The 18,715-nt window shown below is 60.3% G+C and carries 17 protein-coding genes; 12 read left to right on the top strand and 5 right to left on the bottom strand.

All coding sequences use genetic code 11. The annotated features are described in order from the left end of the window. Positions 1–119: 119 nt before the first annotated feature. From ARUE_RS14135 to ARUE_RS24720, 3 genes are all read right to left on the bottom strand, one after another. Positions 120–3,203, bottom strand: coding sequence for a chitobiase/beta-hexosaminidase C-terminal domain-containing protein (locus ARUE_RS14135; RefSeq protein ID WP_014922223.1), 3,084 nt, complete (start codon positions 3,201–3,203; stop codon positions 120–122). After that, on the bottom strand, positions 3,203–3,730 hold the full coding sequence (locus ARUE_RS14130) for a hypothetical protein (protein ID WP_011775326.1): 528 nt from the start codon (positions 3,728–3,730) through the stop codon (positions 3,203–3,205). The genes ARUE_RS14135 and ARUE_RS14130 overlap by 1 nt, the downstream gene beginning before the upstream one ends. Before the next feature lie 84 nt (positions 3,731–3,814). Then, positions 3,815–4,357: a hypothetical protein gene (locus tag ARUE_RS24720; RefSeq protein WP_286139756.1), complete on the bottom strand. Its 543-nt coding sequence runs from the start codon at positions 4,355–4,357 to the stop codon at positions 3,815–3,817. 217 nt (positions 4,358–4,574) lie between these two features. On the opposite strand from ARUE_RS24720, the gene ARUE_RS24715 reads away from it, so the two are divergent. Further along, positions 4,575–4,709: a hypothetical protein gene (locus ARUE_RS24715; protein WP_286139755.1), complete on the top strand. Its 135-nt coding sequence runs from the start codon at positions 4,575–4,577 to the stop codon at positions 4,707–4,709. Positions 4,710–4,764: 55 nt separating this feature from the next. Here the strand turns inward: ARUE_RS24715 and ARUE_RS14120 are convergent, their stop codons facing one another. After that, complete coding sequence (locus tag ARUE_RS14120; RefSeq protein WP_011775324.1) at positions 4,765–6,111, bottom strand: hypothetical protein; 1,347 nt, start codon at positions 6,109–6,111, stop codon at positions 4,765–4,767. 251 nt (positions 6,112–6,362) lie between these two features. After that, on the bottom strand, positions 6,363–9,113 hold the full coding sequence (locus tag ARUE_RS14115; protein WP_014922221.1) for a GH25 family lysozyme: 2,751 nt from the start codon (positions 9,111–9,113) through the stop codon (positions 6,363–6,365). Between the two features lie 277 nt (positions 9,114–9,390). Here ARUE_RS14115 and ARUE_RS14110 point away from each other — a divergent pair, with 277 nt between their 5' ends. The 11 genes from ARUE_RS14110 (at position 9,391) to ARUE_RS14060 (ending at position 18,697) form a co-directional block, all read left to right on the top strand. Continuing rightward, on the top strand, positions 9,391–10,614 hold the full coding sequence (locus ARUE_RS14110) for a TadA family conjugal transfer-associated ATPase (protein ID WP_043470439.1): 1,224 nt from the start codon (positions 9,391–9,393) through the stop codon (positions 10,612–10,614). Beyond that, positions 10,614–11,468 (top strand): type II secretion system F family protein, encoded by an 855-nt coding sequence (locus tag ARUE_RS14105; protein ID WP_014922220.1) that lies wholly within the window; start codon positions 10,614–10,616, stop codon positions 11,466–11,468. The genes ARUE_RS14110 and ARUE_RS14105 overlap by 1 nt, the downstream gene beginning before the upstream one ends. Beyond that, positions 11,465–12,406, top strand: coding sequence for a type II secretion system F family protein (locus ARUE_RS14100; RefSeq protein ID WP_014922219.1), 942 nt, complete (start codon positions 11,465–11,467; stop codon positions 12,404–12,406). Before ARUE_RS14105 ends, ARUE_RS14100 begins: the two co-directional genes overlap by 4 nt. 83 nt (positions 12,407–12,489) lie before the next feature. Then, a complete protein-coding gene (locus ARUE_RS14095; protein ID WP_011775319.1) occupies positions 12,490–12,729 on the top strand; it encodes a hypothetical protein in 240 nt (79 codons plus the stop codon). Positions 12,730–12,737: 8 nt separating this feature from the next. Continuing rightward, entirely contained in the window at positions 12,738–13,160 is a 423-nt protein-coding gene (locus ARUE_RS14090; protein ID WP_014922218.1) for a TadE family protein, read from the top strand. A 136-nt stretch (positions 13,161–13,296) separates the two neighbouring features. Beyond that, positions 13,297–13,689, top strand: coding sequence for a hypothetical protein (locus tag ARUE_RS14085; protein ID WP_353580100.1), 393 nt, complete (start codon positions 13,297–13,299; stop codon positions 13,687–13,689). Further along, positions 13,686–14,135: a pilus assembly protein TadG-related protein gene (locus tag ARUE_RS14080; protein WP_011775316.1), complete on the top strand. Its 450-nt coding sequence runs from the start codon at positions 13,686–13,688 to the stop codon at positions 14,133–14,135. The genes ARUE_RS14085 and ARUE_RS14080 overlap by 4 nt, the downstream gene beginning before the upstream one ends. Before the next feature lie 109 nt (positions 14,136–14,244). Next, entirely contained in the window at positions 14,245–15,363 is a 1,119-nt protein-coding gene (prfB, locus tag ARUE_RS14075; protein ID WP_043471348.1) for a peptide chain release factor 2, read from the top strand. 187 nt (positions 15,364–15,550) lie between these two features. Continuing rightward, positions 15,551–16,315, top strand: a complete 765-nt coding sequence (gene ftsE, locus ARUE_RS14070; protein WP_017198501.1) for a cell division ATP-binding protein FtsE — start codon at positions 15,551–15,553, stop codon at positions 16,313–16,315. Beyond that, positions 16,312–17,226 (top strand): permease-like cell division protein FtsX, encoded by a 915-nt coding sequence (gene ftsX, locus ARUE_RS14065; RefSeq protein ID WP_014922213.1) that lies wholly within the window; start codon positions 16,312–16,314, stop codon positions 17,224–17,226. The genes ftsE and ftsX overlap by 4 nt, the downstream gene beginning before the upstream one ends. A gap of 55 nt (positions 17,227–17,281) precedes the next feature. Then, on the top strand, positions 17,282–18,697 hold the full coding sequence (locus tag ARUE_RS14060; protein WP_014922212.1) for a M23 family metallopeptidase: 1,416 nt from the start codon (positions 17,282–17,284) through the stop codon (positions 18,695–18,697). Positions 18,698–18,715: the final 18 nt, after the last annotated feature.

The following is an 18,715-nucleotide window of genomic DNA, read 5'->3' as shown; positions in this document are numbered from 1 at the left end:
TTCATTGCTGGATACCTTCTGTGGAAGGGCAGCATCTCCAGTGCTGGGTGCAGACGAAAGGGGTGCACCGGATATTCTCCGGTGCACCCCTCAAAACGGCAAGCTACGTCCGGTCCCTATCAGGGGAGCGATGTGAATCCTTGCCATCCGTTGCCTACCTGGCCCCAGGCGAGCCAGCCGCCCGAGCCATTGCCTGGGTAGAGCCACAGATTGCCGCTGGCGTCCCTGGCGAGGACATCAGCTTTGCCGTTCCCATTGAAATCGCCGGGTCCGAGCAAGGCGGTCATACCATTCCATCCGCTTCCGATCTGGGAGCGGTTGCCCCAGCCGCTGCTGCCATTGCCTGGGTAGAGCCACAGGGCGCCCCCTGTGTCGCGGGCCAACACATCGGTCTTCCCGTCGCCGTTGAAGTCACCTGTGCTGAAGATGGCATTCATGACGTTCCACCCTGCTCCAACCTGAGTCCGACCAGCGGTGAACTTACCCAATCCATCGCCCTTGTAAAGCCACAGGATTCCGGAGGAGTCCCTGGCAAGGACATCGGATTTGCCATCACCGCTGAAGTCGCCGGGTGCCACAACAGCCGTGAATCCGCTCCAGCCGGCACCGGCAACTTCAGGAGGCTGCCAGCCGCCCACGCCGTTTCCCTTGAAGAGCCACAGTTGCCCGGACGCGTCCCTGGCGAGGACATCACTGCGTCCATCGCCGCTGAAGTCCCGCGTTGGAACGATCAGGTTGTAGTTGTTCCACGAGGTCCCGGTGTTGACCTTACCCAGCCATCCGCCGGTGCCGTTACCCGGGTAGAGCCACAATGTACCGGCCGCGTCGCGAGCCAGGACGTCATTCTTCGCGTCCGCATTGAAGTCCTTCCACGTGTTGGCCGGTGCCGCAGGCAAGGTATATGTCTGCGATGCCACCGCAGACTGGTTGCCTGCCGCATCAACAGCGAAGTACTTGACCGTGGTGGTCGCTGTTGGCGTCACGGTCACGGTTGTTGTGCCGGTGGGGCTGGACAGCGTGGGTGTGGAGTTGTTCGTTGTGTAGTAGATCTTCGCTCCGGATTCCGTGGTCAGCGTGACCTTTTGTCCAAGCGTCAGGTTTCCACCCTGTGGGCTGGCTGTCACCGTTGGCGCAACATTGTCCAACACGTACACCTGGGTTTGCGGTGCCGAGGCATTGTTGGCTGCGTCGACTGCTATGTACTTGAGGGTTTTGCTTCCCATGGTGATGGGGCCGGTGTAGAGCGTGCTGGCCGTGGTGGGAGTGGTGCCGTTCTCTGTGTAGTAGATCTTGGCGTCTGCTTCACTCGCTGTCAGCGTGACTTTGCTTGCAGGACCGTACGTTCCGCCTACAGGACTGGCTGTCACTGTGGGAGGAGTCGTGTCAGCTATGAAGACCGTGAAGTTGACGCCTGCAACGGTGGTGTTGCCTGCAACGTCCCGGGCCTCTACTTCAAACCTGTTTGGTCCGTTGGCGATGTCCGCATAGACCTTCGGTGATGTGCAAGCGGTGAAAGCATCGGTTCCCAACCGGCAGCGGAACCCAGCTACATCCGAGGAGCCGGAGGTGAACTGGAACTGGTACCCGGCTCCCACTGTGGCCCCGCTGGCCGGAGCCGTGATGGCAACCTGGGGGGCCGTCAGATCAGCCGTTACGGTCTGCGCAGCAGCAGGGCTGACGTTCCCTGCCGAGTCCGTGCTTCGGATCCTCAAGGTATGGGCACCCGCAGTGGTGAGCGTGAATGTGTCACCCGGTACACATGCCTGGAAGGCAGCGTCGGCAGTGGAGTCAACGGAACATGTGAGTGTTGTTCCTGGCTCAAAAGTGGCGCCCAGAACCGGTTTGCCGTTGACTACTTGACCACTGTTTGGAGCTGTAAAGACCGGCGCAGCAGGTGCGACTGTGTCCACTGTGAATGTCCGTGAAACCGGTACGCCACCGGGTGCAGGCCTCACGGAGAAGGTCTGCTGCCCGTTCGTCAACGCAGTTGACGTGTAGGTGCCGCCGGTGCAGTTCACCCAGGCTCCACCCATGGAACACTCCAACGCACTGCCGGCCGGATCCGCGCTGACGCCGAACGTGGGAGTCGTGTCATTGGTGAATTCGGGATTGGGAGCTTGTGCACCGCTGGCCAGTGTGGGGCCGGAAGTAATTTTCGCCACTGCGCCGCCAAGGATGCTGATGCTGCCCCGGCCTTCGCCCGGAGAAGAGGCCAGCTGCCCGGGATCATCGAGCACCAGAAGTTGACCGCCCCGCATTCCAAGGCCGCCGATCTTGCTGAATCCCAAGGCCCATTGGTTGTCTACGGTGCCGTTCGTGAGGTCGAGCCGTGAGACCTTGTCTGTGCCCGCCGTGGTGCCGCTGCTGGTGCCCGTGTAAATAACGTGGGCGTTGTAGTCGTAGTAGATCGACGCCGCGACGCCGACGTTGTACGAAGTCAATGGCACGTAGTCTGTCATTTCGCCGTTGCCAGGGGCGGAAAACGCCCGGAGGCCGGTGGTTTCCAGTACGTAGACACTGACGTATCCGTTGCTGTCGTAGCCCGCCGCCACCAGGCCCAGTGCGCGGGTGGTGACCGACGCAATGGATTCGATGCTTGGGTGCATGATGGTCGGATCAACGATCTTGATGATTGAGCGGGCATTGGCGAATGACAGATAGATGTTGCCATCCGGTCCGTCAGAAACGGCGTTCGGGCGGACGTCGCCATCGAGGACCGTCAGTGTGCTGCTGTACTCGAAGAGGTCCAGCGGTGGATTCCACACGGCCCGTACAAGATGCGAACTTCCAACCGCTGAATCCGGAATGAAGACTGTTTCGTCGCCATTGCCGATGGAGCCGGGGGTGGGGTCAAGCACGATGGAGACCCCGGGGACTTTCGGTCCGGGGCCGGCTCCAGGCAGGCTGCCGCCCAAGCACGTGTCTTCCTCGATGGTGCCCGCGTTTCCGTTAACGGGTTCGGACATGCGGCAGAAACCGGCCACGCTATCTGAAACCCACATGCGGCCGATGGGGTCAAGAACAGTCCCCGCAGGCTTGGTGAGCCCAATACCAATGATCTGTTTCTGTTGGTCCGCATGTGCCGGGGTGCTGGAAACCACCGCGGTCATGCCTGCAACCGTCAGAAGTACGGCGGCCAATGCCGTGGTGACCTTTTGTCCGCGAAGCCGCCATCCGGCGTCGCGCCTCATCTGCTGTCCCATCACGCCACTTCCTTCAACCACTTGGTCAGGACTGCGGCCTGCGGTGCCATGGGCGCCAGCGTGAGTGCTCCCTTAACGATCGGAACGCCGCCAAGCCCATAGAGCGCCGTACTGATGGTTGGGGGATTGTTTCTGGTGCAGGCTTTGACAATGGCAAGGCAAATGTCATTCCTTGTTCCAACGGCGCCCGCTTCAACAGCGACATTAACCGCGGCATTTTCTTCCGCCGCCAAAACCTGAGGCTGAAGGCCCACATATGTCACTACGACATCTGCGAATTTCTTGTATTGAGTGTTTGCCCAAACCTCTTCAAGGCTCGACAAAATGATGAGCGGATTTCCATTGGCTCCGCGACATTCGAATTGATATCGCTTGACTGGTTCGGGTCTTTCGACGCGTGGTTTGTCGGCATCGCCGGCATTCGTCACGCCCAGCCTGAATGGCTCAACATTTTCAACGACCTTGACCGAGCAGCCTGTAAGAACGAGACCGGCTAGGCCAAGCTGGACGATAGCGCGTCTTGGCATGTCCACCGAGGGATCCCCACTTCATTCGGATGCTCCCCAGCTCCGCATGCAGTTGGATTTTCGCCCCAGCCGTTGCCGGCTGCATTACTCTATCTTCTCCCAAATTCCGCATTTGTCACTAGCTAGTACGTCTTTTTCTTCAAGGATTATTCCTGATTGACCTTCGGCTGCCCCGCCGTTGGCCTTCGTGCTGCCGTCAGAGGCCGACACCGACCATGTGCAGCCTTCCGGCGGGGTCTTCCGGAGGTGGAACTTTCCGGGAACCAGGCCGTCGCTCGTCACCGAAGACTCGCCGTCCCCGGCTCTTTCCCCCGACGCCCAGAGTTCGATGATTCGCCCCTGCGGTGCCCTGGGGCATAGCTCACTTGCGGCCCGCAGCATTTGACGGCTGCTTCGGCCGAAGAGCTCCGAAGCGGCTTCGTCGCTGACGCGTGTACAGAGTGCCAATGCGGTCAAATAGGCGTCGAGGCCCTCGGATGGTGCGACACCGGGCTCAGCTAGGGAGATGATCCGGGCTTCATCTTCGGTGGGCTCGAACGGAGCGGGTCCTTCATAGCTCGCAGTGCAGGAATCCATACGGACATATCCGGTGGAAGCCCAAACCTCCGCAAGGCTTGTGTACGTCACGTCCGGAACTGCCTCGTTAAGGCTTGAACAGAGGTACGAGAACCGGCCCGAATCATCAGGTGCGCCGGCGCCTTGTCCGCTGCCATTGCCCGGCTCTGTCGGTTCGGGAGCAGGCGTTGCCGATGATGAAGGAGTCGCCGATGCTGAAGGAGTTGCCGATACGGAGGGAACGGGCGTTGCCGTGGTGGAAGGTGTCGGTGGGCTGGAGCAACCGGCAATGAGCAGTAGCATCGCCGCAGCGGCCGGGTACAGGGTTCGCATGATGACCTCCACCTCCATGGTTGTCAGAACCCGCATGCCGGTCAATGAATTTGCCCGTGAATCGGGTATCGATACCGCTACAAAATGGTGATACAAACGTCGGAGGCCTTGCTCCGGAGACCAAGGCCTTCGACGTTTGGTGGTTGTCAGGCGAACATGGAGTTCAGGGTGTTGATAACAGTGGCTTCTACGCCCGTTGTTCCGCCCCGGAAGTGACCGATGTGTCCGTAAACGGTCATCGAGCCACCCGCGATCCCCGGATGGTCCGGGTCCCAGCCTCCCTCATAGCTGCCCCCGGAAGAATAAGGCGGCAGGAACTGCGCACTGGGTACGTAGTAGCACGACTCGTTTCCGTACCCACCAACGATTACTCCGTTTGCGCCGCCGAACCTTGCCCGGAAGTATGCGGCGTAACCGCTTACCAACTCGCCACCGACGATTCCAATCCTGAGTTGCGGGCTGCCCCCGAACTTCCACACTTGGAAGGGACAAGCGACCGAGGTTTCGTAACTGCCGCTGTCAATTCGACCGATCATGACTTGGGCGTGGCGTCCGTACCAGGCGGGATTGCCGTCCAGGTTGGGGAGCCGTGACACGTAGGCGGCGCGGACAGCTGCCATGTTCCCGGCAGTGGGAGTGATGTCCAGGGGGATCTGGACCTCCTGGTAGCTGGTCTGGAGGGGGCTGCCGATGGACCTTCCGGGTGTCTGCATGGCAACGTCAACAGCAGCGCCGAGCTTAGTGGCGTACTCGTCCCTCAACTCCCAGCTGGGCACTCCCATGGGGTTCTGGTCTCCGGCCGCTCCTTGAAGGAACAAGGCGAAACATTCGGGGTTGGTGTTTTCGATGTAGTTACAGGCTCCGGCGGGAAAATCGCCGTCGAAAAGTGTGCGCATGCCGGCCGCGACCGGGTGGCATGCGTAGTTGAATATCACCGCTGCGGCGTTCCCGTTTGGCTTGCGCGCCACAATGACCGGCACGGTGTTCTCAAGGTAAGGAAGGCCCACCCTGTTGTACGCGATGCTGGCCGTTGTGACCTTGTAATCCAACGTGACAGCTGTCTGCGATGCGTTGAGCGCTTCGCTTGCAGCATCCACAAGGTCGTTCTCCAAGTGCTGGCTGTAGGTCTCCACCATGGACAAGTCCGACAACCCGTAGCACATGAACGGGTGGAGGGTGTCGACGACGGCCGGCCCATTGTGCGTGTGCGTGGACTGGATCAGAATGTCGCCGTTGGACCATCCCGCCAGCGCCAATATCCGCTCCCGGGCACGCTGGTGTATTGACCGGGGCAGGGCAAGAATGTCCACGCTCATGATCAGATTGGGTGAGCCATTTTCCCACAGCACGATGGCCCTGACCCACAGCGATTCGTAGGGTGCACTGCTTGTAGCCTCCCGGCCGCCGTCGAGGGTCCCGTACCCCGCCATATAGGGATTGACATCCAGGGGCGGCGAAATGCTGACCTTGGCCGTTGAAACGGTAAACGCCATGAAAGATCACTCCTTGATTGTGCGCATTGGTGACCTTCGCTTGCCCCCAAACAAAGCCCGTTTCCCGAATGCGCTGAACAGCCAATACGTGAGACCACCTTCATTAGATCACGCAATCCCGCGATTTAGACCTGTCTCCGGCCTAAACATTGTTTGTTTCCTTTACGTAATTTTGCCGAATACGAAAAGGGCCCGCACCCTCCTTTTCAGAGTGTGCAGGCCCTATTTTCGGGAGCCGGCGCCCGCTTGGTCTAACTTGCGGCGGGGGCGAGGATTCTTAGCCCGCCCCAGTCGGTGCCGATTCTGGTGGGTGTGCCCCAGCTTCGATTCTGTCCAACCGGGTAATAACGCAGATCGCCACCGGTCGTCCGCGCCAGGATCCCGCTTGAGCCGGCTCCAGCGAATCCACGGATGGCTCCGAAGCTGTTGATCACGTTCCAACCGACACCTACGGTGTCGGGCGCTTCCTGAATCAGTGTTCCGCTGCCGGTTGACCGGTAGAGCACCAAATCGCCGGCGGCATTCTTCGCCAGGAGATCCATGTTGGTGTCCTTGTCGAAGTCCATCTGGAGGATGGCCAATCCGGCCCAACCGACGCCAATCTGAACACGCGCGCCCAATCCCGTGCCGGACGGGTTACTGATGTGGAACAAGCGGCCTGAGGGGTCGTATCCAACGATGCTCGGCCGGGCGTCGGACTTCTTCCACGAACCGACAGTGAGCGTCCAGTCTTTCCAACCGGTACCGAGGCTGATGGGCGCCCCGTAGCCTCGGCCTTTGAATCCCGGATACATGCTGAGCCGCCCATCGGTCCACTGAGCCAGGATGTCCAAGGTGCCGTCGTTGTTCCAGTCGGCGAGGAAGCCGGCCTTCAGCCCGGTCCACTGCGTGCCGATAAGTTCAGCAGGCAACAAGGAGGTTGAACCTGACCCGGGGTAGCGATACATGTTGCCGTCTTGACGCGTGGCCACCACATCTTGAGCGTCCACGCCGAGCGTGGCCTCAACGTTGACCGGAGCGCCGCTGATCACGTTCGCATCATTCCATCCCACTCCGATGAGGAAGCGGTTGCCCCACGACCCGGACACTGCCGGGTAGTAGTACAGGTCACCGTTGGCGGTCCGGGCTTGGAGCCCCTGCGAACCAGCGCCATTGAACCCGGCCGATGAGCTCACCGACGTCATGGCGGACCAGCCGTTTCCGATTACCCGGCTCGGTTCGGAGAGGAACGATCCCACCCCGTTGGAGCGGTACAGACGCATGATGCCGTCGTTTGTCCGGGAGACGATGTCCTGGTTGCCGTCCCCGTCGAAGTCCAGTTGGTTGAACTGGTGCCCTCCGAATCCGGTCCCGATCAGCACTCCTCCACCGAGGGCGCCTCCGGCCGCATTCACGTACCGGTACAGATTTCCTTTGCCGTCCTGGCCGATAACACCCGGATACGCGTCCCTGGAGTTCCACCACCCCGCGGTGAGCGACATCTCCTGCCACCCCGTTCCCACCAGAATGGGCGCAAGGAAACCGCCACCGGAAGCGCCCCGGAAAACCTGGAGCGAGCCGTCCTGCCACTGGGCGAGGATGTCCTGGACTCCGTCCTGGTTCCAGTCAACGACGTGGACGGACTGTGCAGTTCCCCAACCGGAACCAATGCCTACCGGTCCTGTGATGCGGCCCTGTCCGTCTGCCGGGAAATTGTCCAGACGTCCGGAGGGCATGGCAGCGAGCACGTCCGCCCCGGACCGGATGGAGGGGCTGGAGGGGCGGGGGACTCCTCTAGCGAATGTCCGAAGCTGGTCATAAGTGCCGTTGAAAATATTCGAGTCGCCTTCAAAGGGGCCCGTGCTGCTGTACTGCCACATGGTGTAATTGCCCCAACTGAGAGGCATGGCCCCGGGCGAGTTGGTTGGGTTGTTCCAGTAGGACGCGATCCACAGCGGGTAGTTTCCGAAGGTGGAGTTCCCTACGCAGGTGTTCCACCAGTCGGTGGTGCTGTAGATCACCGGGAATCGACCCGTCAGTGCCTTGACAGTATTGCCAAAGTCGGCCGCCCATTGTCCGAGCTGCGCCTTGGACATGTCATAGCATGTGTTGCCGAAGTAGAACCCGTTGATGGTGCGTCCGGCGTAGGGGTTGTATTCGATGTCCAGGACGGGCGGGAGCGTGTAACCGTCGGCAGTCCATCCGCCACCGTTTGCCACGAAATACCTGGCCTGGTCCGCACCCGATGACCAGTTGGGGATAGCGAAGTGGTAGGCGCCCCGGACCATTCCTACGTCACGGGAGCCGTTGTACTGCTGTGTGTAGTTTTCATTGAGGTAGTAGTTGCCTTCGGACGCCTTGACGTAGGCCCATCGGGAACCTTGGTTCCATTGGGTTTGCCAGTTGACGTTGCCTTGGTGGGCGCTGACATCCTGACCCGCGATGCCGATAGTCGGGCGCCAGTGTCCCGGGTCAGCCGCCATGGGAACCACTGAATTCACTGCTCCGCCGATTGAACGGGCTCCCGACGGGGGCGAAACCGCACTCTGCTGCTTCGTCGCCATGACCCTTGGCGATCGCTGCCCCATTTCGGCGCCACCGGCCGGAATAGCGGCGCGCATGGCCGCTTTCATGGCGTCGGCGTTATTGGCGCTGCCAGGCATTGCCTGGGGTGTTGCGCGCTGCGCTTCGGGTTGTCCTGAGGCCGTTGAGGTTGGCAACGGCGCCTCTAATGGTGAAGGTTCGACGGCGGGCGGCGGCTCTTGCTGACCGGGAACCGGTTCGATGGTCGGCAAATCGCTGCCGGAGGGCGCCGAACCCGAGCCGTCTCCGGCTGGTCGCGGACCCTGTGACGGCGTTGGTTCGCGGGTCTCCGACTGCGGTGCCGGTTGCGGTCCGGACGTCTGCGCCCATGCAGGTGCTCCCAGGCTTGAACTTCCGATCAGGGCGATAGTAAGCGCCAGGCCTACACGTGCCAGTGGGATGCGGCGGACCGGGTCCATCGAAGTAGTTTTCATTTTCACATCCGGCCCTGTGCCGCGGCTTAGCGGCGCATGGTGTGGCTTGTGGACAAGCTCCGGGGCGGGCGCTTGCGCATGAGACCTTAGGCCAGCTCCTAACGGGCTTTACCCTAACATTCCGAAACTGGAGTGACTAGTGGGATTCAGGGTGCTGGCGTGACTGATGATGGGAAGTTATCCACATAGCGTTCGGAGTGACTTGAGGGTCCGAATTCGCTCGCCTAGCGTGAATGACTCGAGATACGCCTCTCGTTTACAGGCTCGTGATCAGGGGAGAGTTGTGGATGCTGTAAAAATCGTCGAGGGAGAAGTCCGGGAACTCATTCGGCGCCGCGGGCTGGATCCGCTGGAACAAGCCGGGGATGTCCGGCTTTTGGTAGAGGCGGCGGTCAACGATTACGACGAACGGGCACTTCTGGGCCCCCTTCCCTCTCTCGGACACCTCGAGACCGCGCGACAACACATCTTTGATGCCGTCGCAGGATTTGGGCCACTGCAGCCGCTCCTGGATGATCCCGGAATCGAAGAGATATGGATCAATGCGCCGCACGAGATCTACGTGGCGCGCAACGGGGAATCCGAGCTGACGGCCATAAGTCTCAGCGAGCAGCAGGTACGCGATCTGGTTGAAAGAATGCTCAAGAGCTCGGGACGCCGGGTGGATCTCTCATCCCCTTTCGTGGATGCTGCCCTTCCGGACGGATCCAGGTTGCACGTAGCAATTCCTGACATCACCCGCAAGCACTGGGCTGTCAACATCAGGAAATTCATCGCGAAGGCAAGCCGCCTTGAGCACCTCGTCGAGCTTGGAAGCCTGACGCCCCAGGCTGCCAGGTTCCTCGGTGCGGCGGTAGCCAGCGGGCTCAACATTCTGGTGTCCGGAGCCACCCAAGCGGGAAAGACCACAATGTTGAATTGCTTGGCCGCCAGCATCGGTTCCCGTGAACGGGTCATCACGGTGGAGGAGATCTTTGAACTGAAGCTTCCGCTGCGCGACGTGGTGGGATTGCAGTGCCGTCAACCGAATCTCGAGGGTGAAGGCGACATTCCTTTGCGAAGGCTTGTCAAGGAAGCGCTTCGAATGCGTCCCGATCGCTTGATAGTGGGAGAAGTTCGCGAAGCGGAAAGCCTCGACATGCTCATTGCGCTGAACTCCGGGTTACCCGGGATGTGTACCGTGCACGCCAACTCTGCCCACGACGCCGTCACCAAGATCTGCACCCTCCCGCTCTTGGCAGGGGCCAATATATCGAGTGCTTTCGTAGTACCCACAGTGGCGTCGTGCATCGACCTCGTGGTGCACTGCGGTCGCCATTCAACCGGGCGCAGGCAGGTGACCGAGATCCTGTCGCTGGGACGCAGGGTGGAAAACGGGATCATTGAATCCTCGGGTGTCTTCGGCATGGTTGCAGGGCAGTTGCATCCCAGGGTCAACTCCATGCCGGCACCGGAAAAGTTTGCCCGCGCAGGCTTCGATGTGGCTGCCCTCTTGGAGTTGAACTGATGGCGGCACTGCTCGGGATCGTGTGTGGCTTAGGGGTGTTTCTCATGTGGTGGTCCACATGGGTCCAACCACCGGCTGAGCCCAAAAGAAAAAAGCCCCGACGCTTGGATCTTCTCCTGATGGCAGCAGGGATTGAGAAAGTCACCGGCACCGGACTCCTTGCCACGTGCGCCGGACTTGGACTGTTCGCACTGCTGGTCTTCTATGTTCTGACAGGATCGCCGCCGGTGGCCCTGTGTTTCGCAATCTTCGGTTCATGGATTCCCTTTGCAATTGTGCGCTGGCGGGCACGGAAGCGTAGGAACTCACTACGGCAGCTGTGGCCGGACATCGTGGACCACTTGCGTTCAGCTATTCGTGCAGGCCTTGCACTGCCAGAGGCGCTGATCCAGCTGGGACACAATGGCCCGGAAGAATTAAGGGAGTTGTTCTTGGACTTCGGGGCCGACTATAGAGCCGCCGGCAATTTTGAGGCTGCAGCGGACAAACTCAAGGAACGCCTGGCTGATCCAGTGGCCGACCGAATCATTGAGGCCCTGCGAATGACTCGTGAAGTGGGTGGCTCCGACCTCGGACGAATGCTGGGGACCCTGTCAGGGTTCCTGCGCGACAGCGCAAGGACGCGCAGTGAGCTTGAGGCCCGGCAGTCCTGGACCGTCAATGCTGCCCGGCTCGCCGTAGCTGCGCCCTGGATAGTTTTGGTGGTCATGGCAAGCAGGCCTGAAGCCATGCTGGCATTCAACTCAGGCATGGGCGCCTTGGTTTTGCTCGGAGGCCTGTTGATTTCAGTTTTCTGCTACTCCGTGATGCTCCGCGTCGGCGCCTTGCCGGAGGATGAGCGGGTTCTTCGATGACCACATCAACAGCCTTCGCCTTGCTGTGCGGCCTGCTTCTAGGAGCCGGGTGCTGGTTGATCGTGGTGCGCCTCCCGTTCATGCGGGGAACCAGATTCGCTGATCGGATCGAACCTCAACTGAAGTCGCAGAATCTTGAATCGCGCCTGCTCCGCACGCCAACACACAATCTCACTCCGTTTGGGCCCTTCGAACGAATTCTTCGCCCCATCATCCGCGACGCCCTTACTTCCATGTCCCGCTTCATAGTAGGCAACACGGCCTTGGCGAAGAAGCTTGCCCGTGCGGGTTCGAAAAAATCAACGTTGGATTTCCGGGCCGAACAGCTTCTGTGGGCCGGGGCCGCTTTCGTGCTCTCTATCGTCGTGGTGGTCGCCGGGGCAAGCGCCGGCCGGTTCAGTCCGGCCGTCTCATGTAGCTCAGTGATCGCCAGCGCGCTGGGCGGCTACCTGCTTCGGGACTATGCGTTGGGTCTGCGGATAAAGAGGAGGGAGTCACGGATGTTGTCCGAGTTTCCCAGCCTCGCGGAGTTGATGGCGCTCGCGGTCGCAGCAGGTGAGAGTGCCATGGGCGCCATGGACAGGGTGAGCCGCAGCTCGAATGGCGAGCTCTCCGCGGAGTTTGCCACGATCTTGGCGGATACCAGGTCTGGGAAGCCGCTGACGGAAGCGCTTCAGGCATTCTCATCGAGGTCGGAACTTCCGCCCTTGGTCAGGTTCATCGACGGCCTGATGGTTGCTGTTGAACGCGGGACACCGTTGGCAGACGTCCTCCGGGCGCAAGCAGCGGACGTCCGTGACGCCGCAAAGCGGGACCTCATGGAGTCAGCAGGCCGAAAAGAAATTGCCATGATGGTCCCGCTTGTCTTCGGCGTGCTCCCGCTGACCGTAATCTTCGCTGCTTTTCCTGCCATTGCGGCTTTGGAGATGAGCCTATAGAGCGCCACCCATGATCCGCCCCAGCTATCCACTCAACTAACCACGCTAAGTCAGCAACGTCTCGAAATACACTGAGGAAGACCATGAAACGAAGTGCAAGCAAACTGTCCGTTATCTCAATCCTGCTCCTCTGCTCATGGTGGTTGTTCGTGGCGATTGCCCACAGGACGACACACCCCAGGGAAGACCACGAGCGCGGTGACGTACCTGGGTGGGTGATGATCACACTGATGTCTGCGATCCTCGTGGCAGGACTTCTTGCCATCGCGACACCGGCATTGGGCGACCTTTTCAATCAAGCGATGAGCAAGGTGGGCAAGTAGGACGCGGGATGGACTACGACGGCGTCGTCGATGACTCTTCTCACTCAGTGCCCACGAATGCCGCACATGAGCGCGGGTCTGCTGCGGTGGACTTCGTCTTGGTTGGTGCCCTGCTGACCTTGTTTTTTATCTCGATAGTTCAACTCACGCTGATGCTGCACGTTCGGAACACACTCGTCGATGCCGCCGCTTCCGGAGCGCGATACGGGGCCTTGTCGGATCGCACGTCTATGGATGCCCGTGCCAGGACCGCGGAGTTGATTGGCGCTGCGTTGAACGGTGATTTTGCCCGCGATGTCACTTCAACGGAAGTCACCATTGAGGGGGTCCGAACCTTGGAAGTGACAGTAAAGGCCCCTCTGCCGGTATTTGGTCTGATCGGCCCCGGTAAATTGTTGGAGGTGACGGGACATGCTGATCTCCCAAGGTGACGCGCGAATGCCACCACTCGCCGCGGTGAAAAATGTGTTCAAAAGCAGGCTGCGCGATGCCCTGTGCTTGCCAGCGGGATGGGCTGGGAAGGTAGGGGATTGCGTTCCACCCCACGAAGCACAAAAGGGCAGCGCCGTGGTGGAATTTACCTTCCTGGCTTTGCTCCTCATGGTCCCGGTGGTCTATTTCGTAGTGACCGTTGGCCAGATTCAGGGCGGGTCGTTTGCCGTGGTGGGCGCTGCCGATCAAGCAGCTAAAGTCTTTGTGACCCAACGGGACCCGGTCATCGCAAGGACAGCAGCGGAGCGCAGCGTGCTTGTCGCTCTCAAGGATCACGGTTATTCGCCGGAGCAGGCCAGCATCGCCATCGAATGTGATCGCGGGGGTTGCTTGTCAGCAGGCGCAACGGTGACTGTCACTGTGCGCTTGGATGTTCCCTTACCCTTGATGCCCTTCGGGGACTCCCTGCGGTTGAACGCAAGCCGACTCAGTGCGTCGGCATCGCAGGTTGTAGGGCGTTACCAATGACAGTAGTTTCATCGAGAAGGCGGGAAGAAGGCCAGATAACGGTTCTTATCGTCGGGTTCGTGCTGTTATTACTCCTCCTGGCTTCGGTGGTCATGGCAGCGTCAGCTGTCTACCTGGAGCACAAGAAGTTGCTGTCTTTGGCTGACGGAGCGGCGCTCGCGGCCGCGGACTCCTACACGGTGGCGCATATCGGCGGAAGCTACGTTCCTTCCACATCGCTGGTGGATGCGACAGTGATCGCCTCAGCCGGCTCCTACCTTGATGCAAGTAACGCCTTTTCCCGGCATGACCACCTGGCTGTTGGAGCGGGTACGGGCAGCGAGCCGGGCGGTACGGCGGTAGTAGTACTCACCGCAGTGGCGCATCCGCCCGTGATCAGCTTTCTACTGCCGGAGGGGATTCTCATTGAAGCGAGGTCAACGGCCCGATCCCGGCTGACTCAGTAATAGGCGGACCCGGTAATGAGAGGTCCCGGTCATGAGATGTCGCGCGGGCACGGGCACAGAGTGGGGGAGCCACCGGGGAGTGCAACGGATAGCGTACGCTGGGATGATCATGGCTGAAATTGATTTTCCCGCGGAAATCCGCGCACTTCGAGCAACGTACAGCTCAATCGAGAACGTCACCGATGTTGATGCACTCAAGACTGAGATCGCTGAACTGAGCGAGCAGGCCGGGGCTCCGGACCTCTGGGATGATCCTGCTTCTGCCCAGGTGATCACTTCAAGGTTGTCGCACCGGCAGTCCGAAGTTGAGCGCCTTTCCAAGCTCGCATCCCGGATTGACGACCTCGAAGTTCTGGTTGAACTGGGCCAGGATGAGGGCGATGAGGACTCGATGGCGGAAGCGGCCAAAGAACTTTCGTCCATTCGCAAGGCGCTTGCGGAGCTGGAGATAACAACGCTGTTGTCGGGCGAGTACGACGAACGCGAAGCCGTAGTTACCATCAGGGCAGGAGCCGGTGGCGTGGACGCTGCCGATTTCGCGGAGATGCTGATGAGGATGTATTTGCGTTGGGCTGAACGCCATGGCTACCCGACCACGGTGATGGACACATCCTATGCCGAGGAAGCCGGCCTGAAATCCGCCACCTTCGAAGTCAAGGCACCCTACGCCTTCGGCACGTTGAGTGTTGAAGCCGGAACGCACCGGCTGGTCCGCATCAGTCCTTTCGATAACCAGGGGCGCCGTCAGACATCCTTCGCCGCGGTGGAGGTCATCCCTTTGATCGAGCAGACGGACTCCATTGAGATCCCGGACAACGAAATCCGCGTTGACGTCTTCCGTTCCTCGGGTCCGGGCGGCCAGTCCGTCAACACCACAGACTCCGCTGTGAGGCTGACGCACATCCCTACGGGCATTGTGGTTTCGATGCAGAATGAGAAATCGCAGCTTCAGAACCGTGCAGCCGCCATGCGTGTGCTCCAGTCCCGGTTGCTTCTGGTGAAGAAGGAACAGCAAGACGCGGAAAAGAAGGCGTTGGCCGGAGACGTTAAGGCGTCCTGGGGTGACCAGATGCGTTCCTACGTCCTCAATCCATACCAAATGGTCAAGGACCTGCGGACGGAACACGAAGTGGGCAACACTTCGGCAGTGCTTGACGGGGATATCGATGACTTCATCGACGCCGGCATTCGCTGGCGTACCGGCAACCGCAACGCAGCGGCCAACTAGCACCCGGGCATTGTGGCCCGGGTCACGTGAGAGTTCGGATTCCGCGACACGCCCCTGAAAGCCGCGGAATAGCGGCTGGCCCGTGCGTATAGTCGAGTGGCCGGTGCTCTCACTTCCCCCATCGAAAGCCCGCGCTCCGGCTGTTGGACTGGGCGACTATGTCATGTCCGGCGGGGTTCTAAGGGCCATGATCAGATTTGAGAATGTCACCAAGGTCTATGAGCAGAATGCCCGACCGGCGCTCGATTCTGTGAGCCTTGAGATCAACCGCGGCGAGTTCACCTTCTTGGTGGGCGCTTCAGGGTCAGGCAAGTCAACGTTCCTGCGGTTGATCCTTAAAGAGGACAAAGCCTCCTCCGGGTCCGTGTACGTCGCCGGCCAGAACGTTGCGAACATTTCGAGCTGGCGCGTCCCTAAGCTGCGGCGCGGAATTGGCGTTGTCTTCCAGGACTTCCGGTTGCTCCCGCAGAAGAACGTCTTCGCTAACGTTGCTTTCGCTATGCAGGTGATCGGCAAGAGTCGCTCGATTATCCGGGAGACAGTGCCTGAGGTTCTGAAGACGGTCGGCCTGGAGGGCAAGGAACGTCGCATGCCCCATGAACTTTCCGGTGGCGAGCAGCAGCGCGTAGCGATCGCCCGCGCCGTCGTAAACCGCCCCGGCATTCTGCTGGCGGACGAACCGACCGGAAACCTGGACCCCATCACCTCGATGGGAATCATGGGAGTCCTGGACAAAATCAATCAGAACGGCACCACGGTAGTCATGGCAACCCACGACGACGACATTGTCAATGAAATGCGCCGCCGCGTGGTGGAACTCAAGAACGGCAAGGTCATTCGCGACGAAGCCAAGGCGCTTTACACATCGATGATCCCCGTGGTTGGCGAATCGCGCCGGCTGAGGGATGCCAGCGGCGAGGAACTCAACCGTGCGCAGGGGGCACAGCTGTGAGGCTTTTGTTTATCCTGGGGGAGATCGGCAGCGGCCTGCGCCGGAACCTCTCCATGGTGATCTCCGTGGTGCTGGTGACCTTTGTTTCGCTGACGTTCGTGGGTGCGGCAGGAATGCTGCAGATGCAGATCAACCAGATGAAGGGCTACTGGTACGACAAAGTCCAGGTAGCGGTCTTCCTCTGCAATGACGGTTCGACGGCGGTGGGCTGCGCTTCGGGGTCGGCCACCAAGGAACAGCAGGCGAACCTTCAGGCCATGCTCGAGTCCCCGGCAATCAAGCCGTACATCAACGATTTCCAGTTCGAGTCGCAAGCTGAGGCGTACACCCACTTCAAAGAGCAGTTCTCCAACTCACCGATAGTGGATTCGGTATCTGAAGACCAGTTGCCGGCCTCCTTCCGGATCAACATGAAGAACCCCGAAAAGTACGAAATCATCAGCGAAACGTTTTCCTCTCAACCGGGCGTTGAGACAGTCAGTGACCAGCGGCAGGTGCTCGAACGCATCTTTTCCTGGATGAACGGGGCATCGGTTGCTGCCATGGGCGTGGCGGCGGTGATGATTTTCTGCGCGGTCTTGTTGATCACCACCACCATCCGGCTGTCGGCGTTCAGCCGACGGCGGGAGACAGGGATCATGCGACTCGTGGGCGCGTCAAAGACGGTCATCCAATTGCCGTTCATCCTGGAAGGGGTCATTGCTGCCGTAGTGGGAGCACTGCTGGCTTCCATCACGCTCTGGCTCATGGCGCACTTCTGGCTCAACGGCGACCTGTCGAGGCAGTTCCTCAATACCCCGTTCATCTCCTCCACCCAGGTCCTGGTGATCGCGCCGGTGCTCATTGCGCTTGGCGCGGGCTTGGCCGGCATATCTTCCCTTTTGACGCTCCGGCGTTACCTGAAGGTCTAGCCGTGAACGCCCTGACTCAACAATCAACAATGCTGACAAGCGAAAAGGACTCCTGATGACCACGTTGGACCCGAACCCCCTGCGCCGACGCCTTGCGTCGGGTCATGCTCGGTTTGTGGGAGCGGTTCTTGCTGTGGGCCTGGCTGTCAGCCTCCTGTCCGGCGCTCCAACTGCTCAGGCGGACAGCCTCGAGGACCAGCAGGCTGCGTTGGAAGCTGAAGCGGCCCGTGTCCAGGCTTCACTCGAATTTGTTGACTCAAACATCGCAAAGGCTGCCGGTGACCTGGTGATCTACCAGGGTCGCCTTCCCGGCGCACAGCAGGCCCTGCTTGAGGCACAGGGCCGGGTGGCGAGTGCGGTCAAGGAAGTCGAGGCACTTGCTGCCAGGGTTGAGCTTGCCCAGCAGAACAAGGCCAAGATCACGGAGCAGTTGGAGAGTGATAAGCAGAAGATCACTGACACCAAGAAGTTGATCGGGCAGATTGCCTCCCAGGCGTACAAATCCGGAGGCGTCCCCACGAATATCGCGCTTTTATTCGGGTCCAGCGAATCCGGCAGCCTGACCGAGTCCATGGATTTGGCTGACCAAGCCATGCGCAGCCAAAACGCGGCGATGACCAAACTCACCCAGCAGAACGCCACCAACGTGAACTCCCAGGCGAGGCTCGTTGCCGTCGAGGAAGAAATCCAAGACCTGAAGGCCAAGGCGGACGCTGCACTTGACCGGGAAAAGTCGGCAAGGGACGAGGCGGCGAGCAAGAAGGCCGAAGTAGACAAGTTGATCGAGGACACCACCCGCCTCAACGGACAACTTCAGGCAGCCAAACCGGGCATCGAAGCCAATCTCGCCCGCGTGAAGGCCGAACAAAATACGGTGGCCGCCGAGATCGTGGAGCGTGACCGGAAGCTGAGGGAAGCATGGGAAGCGGAACAGCGCCGGATTGCTGAAGAGGCTGCGGCCGCGGCTGCTGCTGCAGCAGCAGCGCAAGGTAGGCCTGCACCTCCGGAACCGCCATATTCCCCTCCGCCGGCTGGTTCGCCGTCGGCGTTCGGCCTTCGGCACCCCTTCGCAAGTGCTGTCCCCATCACCTCCGGATTTGGCTGGCGTGCAACGCCACCAGGCACCATTGATTTCTATGGCACCGGTGGTTACATGCACACCGGCATCGACTTCGGTGCGGCATGTGGCACGCCCGTCTACGCAGCGGCAGCGGGCGAGGTCTTCAACTCGGGCTGGAACTCGGCCGACGGCGGCGGATGGCGGGTAAAACTGTCCCATGGTGTGGTGCAAGGCAACTCGCTGACCACCATCTATTACCACAACAGCAGCATTGTCGTAGCCAACGGCCAGCAAGTATCGGCGGGGCAACTCATCGCATACTCGGGCAGCACGGGTAACTCGACTGGTTGCCACGCGCACTTCGAAACCTGGCTCAACAGTGCAGCAGTGGACCCCATGACTCTCCTCTAGCGTGTCGATAGCGCGCAG

Origin of the sequence: Arthrobacter sp. Rue61a (assembly GCF_000294695.2) — a bacterium.
GTDB lineage: Bacteria > Actinomycetota > Actinomycetes > Actinomycetales > Micrococcaceae > Arthrobacter > Arthrobacter aurescens_A.
The sequence above is the reverse complement of the archived record's forward strand: the minus strand, read 5'-3'. Positions and strand labels throughout refer to the sequence as shown.

Bases quoted from the DNA above. Each gene is read 5' to 3' on its own strand.
- ARUE_RS14100 (WP_014922219.1), top strand. From the start codon at position 11,465: ATGACCACATCAACAGCCTTCGCCTTGCTGTGCGGCCTGCTTCTAGGA.
- prfB (WP_043471348.1), top strand. From the start codon at position 14,245: ATGGCTGAAATTGATTTTCCCGCGGAAATCCGCGCACTTCGAGCAACG.
- ARUE_RS14105 (WP_014922220.1), top strand. From the start codon at position 10,614: ATGGCGGCACTGCTCGGGATCGTGTGTGGCTTAGGGGTGTTTCTCATG.
- ARUE_RS14120 (WP_011775324.1), bottom strand. From the start codon at position 6,111: ATGGCGTTTACCGTTTCAACGGCCAAGGTCAGCATTTCGCCGCCCCTG.
- ARUE_RS14135 (WP_014922223.1), bottom strand. From the start codon at position 3,203: ATGGGACAGCAGATGAGGCGCGACGCCGGATGGCGGCTTCGCGGACAA.
- ARUE_RS14095 (WP_011775319.1), top strand. From the start codon at position 12,490: ATGAAACGAAGTGCAAGCAAACTGTCCGTTATCTCAATCCTGCTCCTC.
- ftsE (WP_017198501.1), top strand. From the start codon at position 15,551: ATGATCAGATTTGAGAATGTCACCAAGGTCTATGAGCAGAATGCCCGA.
- ARUE_RS14130 (WP_011775326.1), bottom strand. From the start codon at position 3,730: ATGCCAAGACGCGCTATCGTCCAGCTTGGCCTAGCCGGTCTCGTTCTT.
- ARUE_RS14060 (WP_014922212.1), top strand. From the start codon at position 17,282: ATGACCACGTTGGACCCGAACCCCCTGCGCCGACGCCTTGCGTCGGGT.
- ARUE_RS14080 (WP_011775316.1), top strand. From the start codon at position 13,686: ATGACAGTAGTTTCATCGAGAAGGCGGGAAGAAGGCCAGATAACGGTT.
- ARUE_RS24715 (WP_286139755.1), top strand. From the start codon at position 4,575: ATGAGCAGTAGCATCGCCGCAGCGGCCGGGTACAGGGTTCGCATGATG.
- ARUE_RS14090 (WP_014922218.1), top strand. From the start codon at position 12,738: ATGGACTACGACGGCGTCGTCGATGACTCTTCTCACTCAGTGCCCACG.